The organism is Cupriavidus sp. CP313 (genome assembly GCF_054072015.1).
Genome location: NZ_JBSVZB010000022.1, coordinates 79,348 through 94,744, shown reverse-complemented (window position 1 = coordinate 94,744; position 15,397 = coordinate 79,348). Strand labels below are relative to the sequence as shown.

15 protein-coding genes are annotated in these 15,397 nt (G+C 66.5%); 13 read left to right on the top strand and 2 right to left on the bottom strand.

All coding sequences use genetic code 11. From position 1 onward, the window contains the following. The first annotated feature begins 114 nt into the window (after window positions 1-114). Together ACW4E8_RS26625 and aroA are read left to right on the top strand one after the other, a co-directional pair. Complete coding sequence (locus tag ACW4E8_RS26625; RefSeq protein WP_456807245.1) at window positions 115-1,011, top strand: prephenate dehydrogenase; 897 nt, start codon at window positions 115-117, stop codon at window positions 1,009-1,011. 41 nt (window positions 1,012-1,052) lie between these two features. Then, window positions 1,053-2,357, top strand: coding sequence for a 3-phosphoshikimate 1-carboxyvinyltransferase (gene aroA / locus ACW4E8_RS26620; protein WP_456807244.1), 1,305 nt, complete (start codon window positions 1,053-1,055; stop codon window positions 2,355-2,357). Here aroA and ACW4E8_RS26615 read toward each other — a convergent pair. Next, window positions 2,354-2,590, bottom strand: a complete 237-nt coding sequence (locus ACW4E8_RS26615) for a DUF2061 domain-containing protein (protein WP_456807243.1) — start codon at window positions 2,588-2,590, stop codon at window positions 2,354-2,356. The genes aroA and ACW4E8_RS26615 overlap by 4 nt on opposite strands. A gap of 125 nt (window positions 2,591-2,715) precedes the next feature. On the opposite strand from ACW4E8_RS26615, the gene cmk reads away from it, so the two are divergent. The 11 genes from cmk (at window position 2,716) to cysM (ending at window position 14,163) form a co-directional block, all read left to right on the top strand. After that, window positions 2,716-3,384 (top strand): (d)CMP kinase, encoded by a 669-nt coding sequence (gene cmk / locus ACW4E8_RS26610; protein ID WP_456807242.1) that lies wholly within the window; start codon window positions 2,716-2,718, stop codon window positions 3,382-3,384. Between the two features lie 166 nt (window positions 3,385-3,550). Next, the gene (gene rpsA, locus ACW4E8_RS26605; RefSeq protein WP_010812954.1) at window positions 3,551-5,245 is read left to right on the top strand and encodes a 30S ribosomal protein S1; all 1,695 of its coding nucleotides are present in this window, start codon (window positions 3,551-3,553) and stop codon (window positions 5,243-5,245) included. 30 nt (window positions 5,246-5,275) lie between these two features. Next, window positions 5,276-5,695, top strand: a complete 420-nt coding sequence (locus ACW4E8_RS26600; protein ID WP_436221040.1) for an integration host factor subunit beta — start codon at window positions 5,276-5,278, stop codon at window positions 5,693-5,695. Window positions 5,696-5,980: 285 nt separating this feature from the next. After that, the gene (locus ACW4E8_RS26595; protein ID WP_456807241.1) at window positions 5,981-6,328 is read left to right on the top strand and encodes a LapA family protein; all 348 of its coding nucleotides are present in this window, start codon (window positions 5,981-5,983) and stop codon (window positions 6,326-6,328) included. Window positions 6,329-6,331: 3 nt separating this feature from the next. After that, a complete protein-coding gene (gene lapB / locus ACW4E8_RS26590) occupies window positions 6,332-7,570 on the top strand; it encodes a lipopolysaccharide assembly protein LapB (protein ID WP_456807240.1) in 1,239 nt (412 codons plus the stop codon). Between the two features lie 38 nt (window positions 7,571-7,608). Beyond that, a complete protein-coding gene (locus ACW4E8_RS26585) occupies window positions 7,609-8,991 on the top strand; it encodes a UDP-glucose dehydrogenase family protein (RefSeq protein WP_456807239.1) in 1,383 nt (460 codons plus the stop codon). Between the two features lie 80 nt (window positions 8,992-9,071). Beyond that, the gene (rfaE1, locus tag ACW4E8_RS26580) at window positions 9,072-10,019 is read left to right on the top strand and encodes a D-glycero-beta-D-manno-heptose-7-phosphate kinase (RefSeq protein WP_010812949.1); all 948 of its coding nucleotides are present in this window, start codon (window positions 9,072-9,074) and stop codon (window positions 10,017-10,019) included. Window positions 10,020-10,047: 28 nt separating this feature from the next. Continuing rightward, complete coding sequence (rfaD, locus tag ACW4E8_RS26575; RefSeq protein ID WP_456807238.1) at window positions 10,048-11,043, top strand: ADP-glyceromanno-heptose 6-epimerase; 996 nt, start codon at window positions 10,048-10,050, stop codon at window positions 11,041-11,043. A gap of 155 nt (window positions 11,044-11,198) precedes the next feature. After that, window positions 11,199-11,585 (top strand): ComEA family DNA-binding protein, encoded by a 387-nt coding sequence (locus tag ACW4E8_RS26570; protein WP_456807237.1) that lies wholly within the window; start codon window positions 11,199-11,201, stop codon window positions 11,583-11,585. 238 nt (window positions 11,586-11,823) lie between these two features. After that, a complete protein-coding gene (locus ACW4E8_RS26565; RefSeq protein ID WP_013955857.1) occupies window positions 11,824-13,125 on the top strand; it encodes a solute carrier family 23 protein in 1,302 nt (433 codons plus the stop codon). Between the two features lie 135 nt (window positions 13,126-13,260). Then, complete coding sequence (gene cysM, locus ACW4E8_RS26560; RefSeq protein ID WP_456807236.1) at window positions 13,261-14,163, top strand: cysteine synthase CysM; 903 nt, start codon at window positions 13,261-13,263, stop codon at window positions 14,161-14,163. 68 nt (window positions 14,164-14,231) lie between these two features. Here cysM and mltB read toward each other — a convergent pair whose 3' ends face one another. Further along, entirely contained in the window at window positions 14,232-15,338 is a 1,107-nt protein-coding gene (mltB, locus tag ACW4E8_RS26555) for a lytic murein transglycosylase B (RefSeq protein ID WP_456807235.1), read from the bottom strand. Between the last annotated feature and the right edge of the window lie 59 nt (window positions 15,339-15,397).

Genomic DNA, 15,397 nt, shown 5'->3' with positions numbered 1-15,397 from the left:
CGGCTACAATCGCGGCGTTCCGCAGCGTTTGGCGGCGGGCTGCTTGCCTGCCGCTTTACCAACATTGATTTACCTCGGTCTGGTCCGAGCCACTGCCCCTAGCGGCCTGAGATTGTGAGTGCATTGCATTTTTCCCGTGTTGTCATTGTCGGTGTCGGCCTGATCGGCGGCTCGCTCGCGCTGGCGCTCAAGCGCGCCGGCGTGGTGGGCACGGTGGTCGGGGTGGGGCGCTCGCCGGCGTCGCTGCAGAAGGCGCTGGATCTTGGGGTGATCGACGAGGCCGCGACGCTGGCGGATGCCGCACGCGGCGCCAGCGTGATCATGCTGTGTGCGCCGGTGGCGCAGAACTTTGCGCTGCTGCACGCGCTGGAGCCGCACCTGCAGCCGGGCACCATCGTCACCGATGCCGGCAGCACCAAGTCAGACGTGATCATGGCGGCCAAGACGGCGCTGGGCGACAAGGTCGCGCAGTTCGTGCCGGCACACCCGATCGCCGGACGCGAGCTCAACGGCGTGGAGGCGGCGCTGCCGGACCTGTACGTCGGCAAGAAGACCGTGCTGTGCCCGCTGCAGGAAAATTCGCGCGCCGATGTCGCCGCGGTGCGCGCCATGTGGGAAAGTGCCGGTGCAGAATGCCACGTGATGTCGGCGGTGCAGCACGACGCGGTGTTTGCCGCGGTCAGCCACCTGCCGCACGTGCTGTCGTATGCGCTGGTGGCGCAGGTCGCCAATGCGGAAGATGCGGCGCTGAAGCTGGGCTTCGCCGGTGGCGGCTTCCGCGATTTCACGCGCATCGCGGCCTCGTCGCCGGAGATGTGGCGCGATATCTGCGTGGCCAACCGCGACGCGCTGCTGCGTGAACTGAATACCTACCAGTCGGTGCTGGCGCACCTGAAGGCGCAGATCGAGAAGGGCGACGGCGACGCGCTCGAACGCATCTTCGCGCGCGCCAGCAAGACCCGCCTGGCCTGGGGCGCAGAGCGTGCCGCGGGCAACCATACCGAACCCTGAACCAATCGTCTGACCGCGGCGCCCCGGCGCCCACGAAAACCATGGAACACCTGACGCTAGGCCCCCTGACCCGCGCCAACGGCACCGTCCGGCTGCCGGGCTCGAAGAGCATCTCCAACCGTGTGCTGCTGCTGGCCGCACTGGCCAATGGCGAGACCCGCGTGCGCGACCTGCTCGATTCGGACGATACCCGCGTGATGCTGCAGGCGTTGCGCACGCTGGGCGTGGCCTGGCGGCAGGAGGGCGCAGACTATATCGTCACCGGCGCCGGCGGCAACTTCCAGAACAAGTCGGCCGAGCTGTTCATGGGCAACGCCGGCACGGCGATCCGCCCGCTCACCGCAGCGCTGGCGCTGCAGGGCGGCAGCTACAAGCTGTCGGGCGTGCCGCGCATGCATGAGCGGCCGATCGGCGACCTGGTCGACGGCCTGCGCCAGGTGGGCGCCGTGATCGACTACCTTGGCAATGATGGCTTTCCGCCGCTGCATATCCAGCCGGCCGGCATTCGCATCGATGCGCCGATCCGCGTGCGCGGCGACGTGTCAAGCCAGTTCCTGACCGCGCTGCTGATGAGCCTGCCGATGGCGCAATCCGACAGCGGCCGCATCGAGATCGAGGTGGTGGGCGAGTTGATCTCCAAGCCGTATATCGAGATCACGCTGAACCTGCTGGCGCGCTTCGGCATCCAGGTCGAGCGCCAGGGCTGGGAACGCTTCGTGCTGCCGGCGGGCGCGGCCTACCGCTCGCCGGGCGAGATCTTTGTCGAGGGCGATGCGTCATCTGCGTCCTATTTCCTGGCGGCCGGTGCGATCGGCGGCGGCCCGGTCCGGGTGGAAGGCGTGGGCATGGCCAGCATCCAGGGCGATGTGCGCTTCGCCGAGGCGCTCAACCGCATGGGCGCCAATGTGATGGCCGGCGACAACTGGATCGAAGTGCGCGGCACGGAACGCGACGACGGGCGCCTGCACGGCATCGAACTGGACTGCAACCATATCCCCGATGCGGCGATGACGCTGGCGGTGGCGGCGCTGTTTGCCGAAGGCACGACCACGCTGACCAATATCGCCAGCTGGCGCGTCAAGGAAACGGACCGTATCGCGGCGATGGCGACGGAATTGCGCAAGCTCGGCGCAGTCGTGGAAGAAGGGGCAGACTACCTGCGTGTGACGCCGCCGCAGCCTTGGCAGACTCCGGCCGACGGCATTGGCACCTATGATGACCATCGCATGGCGATGTGCTTCTCGCTGGCGGCCTTCGGGCCACTGCCGGTGCGGATCAATGATCCGGGCTGTGTGGCGAAGACGTTCCCGGATTACTTCAGCGTGTTTGCGGGCGTGACCGGCTAAGCGCTGGCCAGATTGGCGCTGTCGCGCTGCGCCGGGGCGTGGTCGCGGGCAGCCCCGGCCTGGCGGCGCTCGCGCTTCTCCCAGTAGCGGTCGAAGAAATAGTGGGCCACGGTATTGACGGCCGGCTCGATGAAGGTGACGGCACCGCTGATGGCGAGGCTGCCGGTCAGCGCATACGTCACGCTGAACGCGATGCCGAGGTGCATGATGCCGAACGTCAGGGTTTTTGCCATGGTAGATTGCCTCGCGACTGGACGGAAAGGGCACCGTGCCGCGGCTGCGGCGAAGTGCCATGAATCAGATGATAATGATTCGCAATTGAATTCACAATCAATCGTTTCTCTTGGCTTTATAAACAATGACTATCGTCAACGTCATCGCCATTGACGGGCCGACTGCCTCGGGCAAGGGCACTGTCGCGCACAAGGTCGCGGATGCCGTGGGCTTTCACCTGCTCGACAGCGGCGCCCTGTACCGGCTCGTGGCGCTGGCCAGCGACCGCGCCGGGATTGACCTGGCGGACGTGGACGCCCTTGCAAAGATCGCTTCCCGCCTCGATGTGAAGTTCGGCCCTGACCGCGTCTGGCTGCGGGGCGAGGAAGTCAGCCTGGCAATCCGCGCCGAGGCGATCGGCAACCGGGCCTCGGCCATCGCCGTGCACCAGCCGGTGCGCGACGCGCTGACCCAGCTGCAGCGCAGCTTCCGCAAGCTGCCGGGGCTGGTGGCCGACGGCCGCGACATGGGCACCGTGATCTTCCCGGATGCGCCGCTCAAGGTGTTCCTGACCGCAAGTGTTGAGGCGCGCGCTCGCAGGCGCTATAAACAATTGATTGATAAGGGAATTTCTGCTAATATTGAAGACCTTTTGCGTGACCTTGAAGCGCGCGATGTACGGGATCGCACCCGCACCGCCGCGCCGCTTCGTCCCGCCGAGGATGCAAAGCTGCTGGATACCTCCGATATGACGGTGGACCAGGCAGTGGCGCAGGTGCTGGAGTGGTTTGCCGCTGTGCGGCTCGATGCATGAAATGCATGCGGGCGCATCAGTAGAAGCGGCGTACCCCGACGGCACCAGATGGCGCCAGCCCGGGCAAGACTTGTGGCTGGCTTGTGTCAAACCTGACCCCGCTGCACTGGCAGACTGAGCGCGATAGTCGCGCCGGCCGGCGTACTGCGGATTTCACCTTACGTTTATGTCCGACCTGCAAACTAACGAATCCTTTGCCGCACTGTTCGAGGAATCCGTCGCCCGCTCCAATATGAAGGCTGGCGAAGTGATCTCCGCTGAAGTCGTGCGCATCGACCACAATTTCGTGGTCGTCAATGCCGGCCTCAAGTCCGAGGCATTCGTGCCGGTGGAGGAGTTCCTGAACGACCAGGGCGAACTCGAAGTGCAGGCCGGCGACTACGTCTCCGTGGCCATCGATGCGCTCGAGAACGGCTATGGCGATACTATCCTCTCGCGCGACAAGGCCAAGCGCCTGGCATCGTGGCTGAACCTCGAGAAGGCGCTGGAAGACGGCGAGATCATCTCGGGTACCGTGACCGGCAAGGTCAAGGGCGGCCTGACGGTGATGGTCAACGGCATCCGCGCGTTCCTGCCGGGCTCGCTGGTTGACGTGCGCCCGATCAAGGACACCACCCCGTACGAAGGCAAGACCCTGGAATTCAAGGTCATCAAGCTGGATCGCAAGCGCAACAACGTGGTGCTGTCGCGCCGCGCCGTGGTCGAAGCGACCCTGGGCGAAGAGCGCCAGAAGCTGATGGAAACCCTGAAGGAAGGCGCCATCGTCAACGGTATCGTCAAGAACATCACCGACTACGGCGCGTTCGTGGACCTGGGTGGCATTGACGGCCTGCTGCACATCACCGACCTGGCCTGGCGCCGTGTCCGCCACCCGAGCGAAGTGCTGTCGGTTGGCCAGGAAATCACCGCCAAGATCCTCAAGTTCGACCAGGAAAAGAACCGCGTCTCGCTGGGCGTGAAGCAGCTGGGCGAAGATCCGTGGGTCGGCATCTCGCGCCGCTACCCGCAAGGCACCCGCCTGTTCGGCAAGGTGACCAACCTGACCGACTACGGCGCGTTCGTCGAGATCGAAGCCGGCATCGAAGGCCTGGTGCACGTGTCGGAAATGGACTGGACCAACAAGAACGTTGCCCCGTCCAAGGTTGTCCAGCTGGGCGACGAAGTCGAAGTCATGGTGCTGGATATCGACGAAGACAAGCGTCGTATCAGCTTGGGCATGAAGCAGTGCAAGGCCAATCCGTGGGACGATTTCTCGCGTAACCACAAGAAGGGCGACAAGCTGGCCGGCCAGATCAAGTCGATCACCGACTTCGGCGTGTTCATCGGCCTGCCGGGCGGCATCGACGGCCTGGTGCACCTGTCGGACCTGTCGTGGCAAGAGACTGGCGAAGAAGCCGTGCGCAAGTACAAGAAGGGCGACGAAGTCGAAGCCGTGGTCCTGGGCATCGACGTCGACAAGGAACGCATCTCGCTGGGCATCAAGCAGCTGTCGGGCGATCCGTTCAACAACTTCATCTCGGCCAACGACAAGGGCTCGCTGGTTCAGGGCACCATCAAGGCCGTTGACGCCAAGGGCGCCGTGGTCCAGCTGGCTGACGACGTGGAAGGCTACCTGCGTGCATCGGAAATCTCCGCTGACCGCGTGGAAGACGCCCGCAACGTGCTGAAGGAAGGCGAGCAGATCACCGCCCTGGTGGTGAACGTCGACCGCAAGTCGCGCAACATCAACCTGTCGATCAAGGCCAAGGACAGCGCAGAGCAGCAAGAAGCGATGCAAAAGTTCCAGGCTGACACCGGCACGGCTGGCACGACCAATCTCGGCGCCCTGCTGAAGGCCAAGCTCGGCCAGGACAACCAGTAATCGCAGGCCCCCGCGCTTGCGCGTATGCCCATGACCAAGTCGGAGCTCGTCGAAAAACTGGCTGCCCGCTTCCCCCAGCTGTTGCTGCGGGACGCGGACATCTCGGTCAAAACGATACTCGACGCGATGTCCGAGGCGCTGGCCGACGGCCATCGCATCGAGATCCGCGGATTCGGCAGTTTTGGTCTGAACAAGCGTCCGCCTCGCGTGGGGCGCAATCCCAAGTCCGGCGAGCGTGTGCTGGTGCCCGAAAAACGGGTGCCGCACTTCAAGGCGGGCAAGGAATTGCGCGAACGGGTTGACCGTAGCCAGCCGGTGCCTGCGGGCGTCAATGGCAACGGCCATTCCGGCGGCGCGGTGCAAGCCGCGCCGGGCAAGGCTGGCCAGGGTGCGGCTCCCGCCGCACCGGCGGGATTGCATGAGAGCGGGCTGAATTTTGTCCGCTCCTGATTGCCCGGGCTTTGCCTGCTGCTGTGTTGTCGTAAGAAAGCGCCCCGTTGGGGCGCTTTTTTTCGTTTGATGCTTCTGAGATGACGCCATGCCAGGTGCTGCATCGTGCGCAAGTCGATGCCAGGGGTCGATCGCCGCAGCGGGTTCGCACCCCGTTACCGCCACGTTACCGAATCCGGGAAGTGATTCCGTTACAATGCCGGGGTCTTTGCCGGGCCTTGCGCCAGTGCGTCTTGCCTGTCGCTTGCCCCGTCCCAATGTCACGCTGACTCGTTGCCTACCTGCATGAAACTGTTCGCCTGGATCGTCCGTATCGTCGTATTCGTGCTGCTGTTCGTGCTGGCGCTGCGCAATACCGCCGAAGCCTCGCTGCAGCTGTTCTTCAATGCCGTCTGGCATGCGCCGCTGATCCTGATCCTGTTCGCCGCCTTCGTGCTGGGCGCGGTGGCGGCACTGGCGTCGGTCGCGCCCGGGCTGATGCGCCAGCGCTTGGAGGTGGCGAAGCTGCGCCGCGCGGCCGCGGAGGCGCAGGCACCGGCGTCCGCCGCAGCCGCAGCGTCGACGGCGGCGGCCGCATCCGCGCCGCGTGACGGCAAGCCTGTTCCCTATAACGTAGTCGGCCCGAAAGTCTGATCCATGATGTTTGAAACCTGGTGGCTGCTGGCGCTGCCACTTGTCTTTGGCCTTGGCTGGATGGCGGCGCGCTTCGATGTGCGCCAGCTGATCAGCGAGCAGGGCGCCTTGCCGCGCTCGTATTTCAAGGGCCTCAATTTCCTGCTCAACGAGCAACCCGACCAGGCCATCGACGCCTTTATCGAGGTCGCGCGGCTCGATCCGGAAACCACCGAGCTGCACTTTGCGCTGGGTGCGCTGTTCCGCCGCCGCGGCGAAACCGAGCGCGCCATCCGCGTGCACCAGAACCTGGCGACCCGCCCCGACCTGCCCGAGCCCGAGCGCGAGCATGCCTTGTTTGAACTGGGCGAGGACTTCCTGCGCGCCGGCCTGCTGGACCGTGCCGAGGAATCGCTGCGCCGGCTGATGTCGGGCCCGTACGCGGCGTCGGCCAAGCGCGTGCTGCTTGAGCTCTATGAAGTGGAAAAGGAGTGGCAGAAGGCGATCGAGGCCGCGCGCGAGCTGCAGACGCTGGAGCAGACGAGCTACAGCCTGCAGATTGCCCAGTTCTGCTGCGAACTGGCGCAGGACGCACTGCAACGCAAGCGCCCCGAAGATGCGGTGAAGTGGCTGAACCAGGCCGTTGCCGAGAATCCAGCCAACGTGCGCGCCCCGATCCTGCTGGGCGACGTGGCCGCGGCCGCGGGCGACGCCCGCGCGGCGCTTGGCCACTGGCTTGGCATCGAACGGCAGGATGCATCCTTCCTGCCGCTGGTGGCGGACCGCGTGGTCAAGGCCTACGCCAGCCTGCAAGAGGGGGGCGCCGCGCTGGAATGGCTGCGCGGCCTGCTCAAGGGCAAGCTGGCGCCGGAGGTGCTCGACACCGCCTACAAGGCAGAGCTGGACGTGAACGGCCCGGAAGCCGCCGCGCGCCTGATGCGCGAGCAGCTGCGCCGCCAGCCCACGCTGCTGGCGCTGACCAAGTATTTCGAGGCGCAGGCGGCGGTGGCCGCGGCCGGCGCCCCGTCTGCGCAGCCGGCGGGTGCCGATGCCCCGGCAGAGGGTGCCGAGGGCGCCGACGGCAACGACGAGCAAGCGCAGGAAACCACGGCCATCCGTGACCTGCTGCAGCTGCGCACGCGCAACCTCGCGCGCTACACCTGCCGCGAGTGCGGCTTCCGCGCCCGGCTTTTCTATTGGCAATGCCCGGGTTGCAACCGCTGGGAAACCTACGCCCCGCGGCGCTCCGAGACGCTCGGCTGACCCCGGGCGGTCCTGTGCAACAGAATTGAACTAACGCTATGAAAGTCACCATCATCGGCAGCGGCTATGTCGGCCTTGTCACCGGCGCCTGCCTGGCGGAACTTGGCAATGACGTGTTCTGCCTGGACCTGGACGAGCAGAAGATCGCGCTGCTTAACGCAGGCGGCGTGCCGATCTACGAGCCGGGCCTGCAGGAGCTGATCCAGCGCAACCGTGCCGCCGGGCGGCTGACCTTTTCCACCGACGTGGCGGCCAGTGTCGAGCACGCCGACGTGCAGTTCATCGCCGTGGGCACGCCCCCGGACGAAGACGGCTCTGCCGACCTGAAGTACGTGCTGGCGGCGGCGCGCAATATCGGCCGCCATATGACCGGCTTCAAGGTCGTGGTCGACAAGTCCACCGTACCGGTGGGCACCGGCGACCGCGTGGCCGCCGCGATCCGCGAGGAGCTGGCCGCGCGCAGCCTGGAAGACCTGCAGTTCTCGGTGGTGTCGAACCCCGAGTTCCTGAAAGAGGGCGCCGCGGTCGAGGACTTCATGCGCCCGGACCGCATCGTGCTGGGCTGCAACGCCGACGTCGCCGGCCGCCACGCGCAGGCCACCATGCGCCAGCTTTACGCGCCATTCAACCGGCACCACGAGCGCACCTTCTACATGGACGTGCGCTCGGCCGAGTTCACCAAGTACGCGGCCAATTCGATGCTGGCCACGCGCATCTCGTTCATGAACGAGCTGGCCAACCTGGCCGACGAGGTTGGCGCCGATATCGAACTGGTGCGCATGGGCATCGGTTCGGACCCGCGCATCGGCTACAGTTTCCTGTATGCCGGCGCCGGCTATGGCGGTTCATGCTTTCCCAAGGACGTGCAGGCGCTGATGCGCACTGCCGCCGACCATGGCAAGCCGATGCGCGTGCTGGAGGCAGTGGAATCGGTCAACGGCGCGCAGAAGCGCGTGCTGGGCGACAAGGTCGTGCGCCGCTTCGGCGATGACCTGAGCGGGCGCACCTTTGCCGTGTGGGGCCTGGCCTTCAAGCCCAATACCGACGACATGCGCGAGGCGCCGTCGCGGGTGCTGGCGCGCGAACTGGTGTCGCGCGGCGCGTCGCTGCGCATGCACGACCCGGTGTCGATGGCCGAAGCCCGGCGCGCGCTTGATGCCGACCTGGCCGACCTGCCGGGCGGCGCCGCGCGCGTGAGTTTCCATGAGAACCAGATGGATGCGCTGGACGGCGCCGACGCGCTGGTGATCGTGACGGAATGGAAGGTGTTCCGCAGCCCCGACTTCGGCCAGATCAAGCGGCGCCTGAAGGCCCCGGTGATCTTCGACGGGCGCAACCTGTATGAGCCCGAGGCCATGGTCGAGACCGGCGTGGAGTACCACGCCATCGGCCGCCCGACCCGGCAGGCCGTGAACGAATGAGGCGCCGGCGGGTCAACGGACTCATCAACCGATAAGCTAACGCGACGGCCGCGGCCGTCGCGATATTGCCAAGGATCTTCATGAACAAGACCGTCATTCCGCAGGAGCAGATCCGGCAGTCCCATATCCTGGTGGTCGGCGACATGATGCTGGACCGCTACTGGTTCGGCGATGTGGAGCGCATCTCGCCGGAAGCGCCGGTGCCGGTGGTGCAGGTCAAGCGCAGCGACGAGCGCCTGGGCGGCGCTGCCAACGTGGCCCGCAATGCCGCGGCGCTGGGCGCACGCGTGGGCATGCTGGGCGTGGTCGGCGACGACGAGCCGGCCCGCACGCTCGAAGCGCTGCTGGGCGAGAGCCACGTGCAGCCCTACCTGCACCGCGATCCCAAGCTCAACACCACCATCAAGCTGCGCGTGGTGGCGCACCAGCAGCAGTTGCTGCGCGTGGATTTCGAAAGCGCGCCGGCGCATGAAGTGCTGGCCGCGGTACAGGACCGCTTCCTGGCCCTGATCAACGACTATCAGGTGCTGGTGCTGTCCGATTACGGCAAAGGCGGCCTGACCCACGTCACGCGCATGATCGACGCCAGCCGCGCGGCCGGGCGCAAGGTGCTGATCGACCCCAAGGGCGACGACTACTCGCGCTACCGCGGCGCCACGCTGATCACCCCCAACCGGGCCGAGATGCGTGCCGTGGTCGGCGCCTGGAAGACCGAGGCCGACCTGACCATCCGCGCGCAGAACCTGCGCCGCGGGCTGCAGCTCGAGGCGCTGCTGCTGACGCGCTCGGAAGAGGGCATGACGCTCTACACCGAGGCCGAGGTGCTGCACGTCTCCGCCCAGGCGCGCGAGGTCTATGATGTATCGGGTGCGGGTGATACCGTGATCGCCACGCTCGCCACCATGCTGGGTGCCGGCGTGCCGCTCAAGGAAGCCGTGCAGCATGCCAATCGTGCCGGCGCCATCGTGGTGGGCAAGCTTGGTACCGCCGTCGTCTCTTATTCTGAATTGTTCGGCGCCGCCCCGTGAGGCGTGGCGCCCCCATCCTGATCCGACCATGACCATCATCGTCACCGGCGCCGCTGGCTTTATCGGCAGCAACCTCGTCAAAGGCCTGAACCACCGCGGCGAGACCAACGTCATCGCCGTCGATAACCTGACCCGTGCCGACAAGTTCCACAACCTGGTCGACTGCGAGATCTCCGACTACCTGGACAAGCAGGACTTCCTCGCGCGCTTTGCCCGCGGCGAGTTCGGCAAGGTGCGGGCGGTATTCCATGAAGGCGCGTGCTCCGACACCATGGAGACCGACGGCCGCTACATGATGGAGAACAACTACCGTTACACGCTGTCGCTGATGGAGAGCTGCCTGGAACAGGGCACGCAGTTCCTGTACGCGTCGTCGGCGGCTACCTACGGTGCTTCGCAGGTGTTCCGCGAAGACCGCGAATTCGAGCGCCCGCTGAACGTGTACGGTTACTCCAAGTTCCTGTTCGACCAGATCGTGCGGCGCCGGCTGCCGTCGGCGCTGTCGCAGATCGTGGGCTTCCGCTACTTCAACGTGTACGGCCCGCGTGAAACGCACAAGGGCCGCATGGCCTCGGTCGCGTTCCACAACTTCAACCAGTTCCGCGCCGACGGCACGGTGAAGCTGTTCGGCGAGTACGGCGGCTATGCCCCCGGCATGCAGAGCCGCGACTTCATCTCGGTCGAGGACGTGGTCAAGGTCAACCTGCACTTCTTTGACCATCCCGACAAGTCCGGCATCTTCAACCTCGGCACCGGCCGCGCACAGCCGTTCAACGACATCGCCGCGACCGTGGTCAACACCCTGCGCGAGGCCGAAGGCAAGCCGCGCCTGTCGCTGGAAGAACTGGTGCAGGAAGGCCTGCTCGAGTACGTCAAGTTCCCCGATGCGCTGCGCGGCAAGTACCAGTGCTTCACGCAGTCGGATGTGTCGAAGCTGCGCAGCGCCGGCTACAGCGAGCCCTTCCTGAGCGTCGAGGAAGGCGTGGCGCGCTATTGCCGCTGGCTGATCGAACGCGCCGGCTGATAATCGGCGCGCAGCCGGCCGACACGGTTTCGTGCGGCCGGTGTCAACTTTTGTTGCCGCCTGGGCCGCCGCTGCGGCCCGCCCCTATCCTGACCTGACCTCGCCGCCCCGGCGGGGGTGGTACCTCAGACCATCCACAGGAAAGGAGAGCCTTCATGTTCAAGCATTGGGTCCGGCAATTTGCCCGGCGTTTTTCCCTGGTTTCCCTCGCTGCAACCATCTGCCTGTTCGCGGGTGGTGCCGCGCATGCCGCCATCGATGTCAACACGGCGGACGAGGCGGCGCTGACCTCGGTCAAGGGCGTGGGACCCGCCACCGCCCGCAACATCATCGACGAACGCAACAAGCGTGGGCCCTACAAGGACGCCGCGGACCTGGCCGAGCGCGTCAGCGGCATCGGGCCGAAGTCCGTGGCGAAGCTGCAGGACGCTGGCCTTGCCATCGGCGCGAAGGGAACCGCAGCAGCGTCGCCGGCAGCGGCGGCAGCCCCGGCCAAGGCGGGTAAGGCAGCGCCCGCGGCGGCCGCCAAGCCCGCGCGCTGACCGGGTCACGGTCCGGCGCCCGACCGCGCAGCGGCCGGGCGCTCTCCTTGCTGGTATGGGTTGTGCTAGACCCTTGCGCGCTTCGCACGCCCCGTGGCGGCGGAGTATCATGCGGACGCCGCGCTGGCAGGATCTGCCGCGCGCGGCTGCCGACAGGCACGCATCTACCAAACAACCAGGCACAATCGCGGCGGCTGCCGACCAGGCGGCCAGCCCGGATCACAGGGAGCAGAACAATATGGCGAATGGCGAGGACGCGGGATTCCTGCCGCAATGGCGGCTCAAGACCGAAGGCGTGATCGGGCCGGATGAGCGGCTGCCCGCCGGGCAGACGCTGCTGGCCGGCATCCAGCACGTGGTGGCGATGTTCGGCTCGACCGCCATCGCACCGATCCTGATGGGTTTCAACCCGAATATCGCCATCCTGTTTTCCGGCATCGGCACGCTGATCTTCTTCCTGTGCGTGCGCGGGCGGGTGCCGAGCTATCTTGGCTCCAGCTTCGCCTTCATCGCCGTGGTGATCGCTGCCACCGGCTACGCGGGCAGCGGCCCCAACCTCAATATCCCGGTGGCGCTGGGCGGCATCATCGCCGCCGGCGCCCTGTACACGGTGATCGGCCTGATCGTGCAGGCGGTGGGCTACGCCTGGGTCGAAAAGCTGATGCCGCCGGTGGTGACCGGGGCCATCGTCGCGGCCATCGGGCTGAACCTGGCCCCGGTGGCGGTCAAGGCGGTCAGCGGCGCGGCCCTCGATACCTGGGTGGGCCTGCTGACGGTGGTGGCCGTGGGGCTGGTGGCGGTGCGCGCGCCCGGCATGATCGGGCGCCTGCCGGTGCTGATCGGCGGCCTGGCTGGCTACCTCGCCTACTACCTGGGCACCAACGTGATGGGGCTGGGCAAGCCGATCGACTTCTCGGGCGTGGCAGCGGCCAGCTGGTTCGGGCTGCCAGCGTTCACCGCACCGACCTTCGAGTTCAGCGCCATGCTGCTGATCGCCCCGGTGGCGATTGTGCTGGTGGCGGAGAACCTGGGCCATATCAAGGCCATCGGCGTGATGACCGGGCGCAACCTGGACCCGTATATCGGCCGTGCCTTTATCGGCGACGGCATCGCGACCATGCTGTCGGCCAGCGGCGGCGGCACCGGCGTGACCACTTATGCCGAGAACATGGGCGTGATGGCGGTCACCAAGATCTACTCGACGCTGATCTTCGTGGTCGCGGCCGCGGTGGCCATCCTGCTGGGCTTCTCGCCCAAGTTCGGTGCGCTGATCCTGACCATCCCGGGTCCGGTGATCGGCGGGCTGACCATCGTCGTGTTCGGCCTGATCGCGGCGACGGCGGGCCGGATCTGGGTGCAGAACAAGGTGGACTTCTCCAGCTCGCGCAACCTGATCACGGTTGGCGCCACGCTGACGGTGGCCGCCGGCGACCTGACGCTGAAGCTGGGCGGCATGACGCTGGGCGGCATCGGTACCGCCACCTTCGGCTGCATCCTGCTGTACCACCTGCTGGGCGAAGGCAACCACGAGGAAGGCTGAGCCGCGGCAGGATGGGCGCAGGCGGGCGGGTGGCAACGTAAATCCCGCCTGCCGGCGAGGGATAGGTGTCTGGATTACAATGGCCGGCGAATTGGAATCCCCCGTTTGCGACCCCCTTTCGCGACCCCTCGCCCAATGGCCTACAAGACAATTGAAGACACCATCGGCAATACGCCGCTGGTCAGACTGCAGCGCATCCCCGGTGCCGCCAACGACGCGCGCGGCAATGTGATCCTCGGCAAGCTCGAAGGCAACAACCCGGCCGGTTCGGTCAAGGACCGCCCTGCGGTGTCGATGATCGCCCGGGCCGAGGCGCGCGGGCGCATCAAGCCGGGCGACACCCTGATCGAGGCGACTTCCGGCAATACCGGCATCGCGCTGGCCATGGCAGCCGCCATCCGCGGCTACAAGATGGTGCTGATCATGCCCGAGGACCTGAGCCTCGAGCGCCGCCAGAGCATGGCGGCCTACGGTGCCGAGATCATCCTGACCCCGGTCAAGGGCGGCATGGAGTACGCCCGCGACCTGGCGGATTCGATGGAGCGCGACGGCAAGGGCGTGATCCTCGACCAGTTCGCCAACCCGGACAACCCGCTGGCCCACTACGAGGGCACCGGGCCGGAGATCTGGCGCGATACCGACGGCCGCATCACCCACTTTGTTTCCGCGATGGGCACCACCGGCACCATTACCGGCGTGTCGCGCTACCTGAAGGAACAGAACCCTGAGATCCAGGTCATCGGCGCGCAGCCCGCCGAAGGCTCGCGCATCCCGGGCATCCGCAAGTGGCCCGAGGCGTATCTGCCCAAGATCTACGATGCCAGATACATCGACCGCACCGAGCCGGTGAGCCAGGGCGATGCCGAGCACATGGCGCGGCGCATGGCGTCCGAAGAGGGCATCTTCTGCGGCATTTCGGCCGCGGGCGCGCTCTGCGTGGCGCTGCGCATTGCCGAGGAAGTGGAGAACGCCACCATCGTCTTCGTGGTGTGCGACCGCGGCGACCGCTACCTGTCGACCGGCGTGTTCCCGGCGTGACCTGAACCGGTGCCAACAAGAAAGGCCTCGCAAATGCGAGGCCTTATTGCTTTGGCGGACAGCTGGCGTCAGCCCATTGCCGCCTTGACCGCCTCGCCCAGCTGGTACACCGCCAGCGCATAGAAGAAGCTGCGGTTGTAGCGCGTCAGCACGTAGAAGTTGCGCAGGCCGAGCAGGTACTCGGTCGGCTGGTCGGGGGTGGGCAAGTCCACCACCAGCACGCCGGTCTCGCCTTCGCGCGCGGGGTCGATCGGCTCGTCCACGCGCAGGCCGGCGCGGGTCAGCTGGTTGAGCGTGCGCGTGGGCCATGGCTCGCCGTCGGCCGCCGCCGTGGCGACGCCCAGGCTGCCGTCGTCGCCGGCAATGCGCCACACCACCGGGCGGCCCGGCTCCCAGCCGTGCAGTTGCAGGAAGCGCGCCACACTGCCGATGGCATCGGTAGGGCTGTTGCGCAGGTCGATGCGGCCGTTGTTGTCGTAGTCGATGGCGTATTCGCGCAGGCTGGTCGGCATGAACTGCGGGATGCCGATCGCGCCCGCGAAGGAGCCCAGCACCGAGTACACGTCGGTGCGGGTGTCGCGGCACCACAGCAGGTAGTCGGCCAGCTGGTTGCGGAACAGCGTGGTGCGGGCTTCGCGGTTGGGCGTGTCCGGGTAGTCGAAGGCGAGCGTGGACAGCGAATCGAGCACGCGGAAGGTGCCCATGTCGCGGCCATAGATGGTTTCTACGCCGATGATGCCGACGATGACCGAGGCCGGCACGCCGAACTCGGCTTCGGCGCGGCGCAGCGTGTCGCGGTTGTCTTGCCAGAAGCGCACGCCCGCGTTGATGCGGATCGGCTCGATAAAGCGCGAGCGGTAGGTGCGCCAGCTTTTGCGGCCGGTGGTGGCAGGCGGCATGATCAGCCGCACCACGGTGGCGGAATAGACCGCCTGGCCAAACCACTCTTGCAGCATCCCGCGGTCAAGGCGGTGGCGGGCCACCATCTCGTCGATAAACGCGCGGGTCTGCGGATTGTCGCGGTAGCGGCCGGGTTCGATCTCTTCCTCGCGCATGCTGACGCGGCGCTTGCCCGCGGCGAGCAGGCTGGGGGAGAGGCCGCAGAGTCCGAGTGCGGCAGCGGAAAGCGCGGCGCCCAGCAGGGGGCGTCGCAGTGAGCGCTGGGTGTCGGTCATGATGTCCTTTGCAAGTCGCACCGAGTATAGCGGATGCCACTGCGGCAACTACGGGCAAG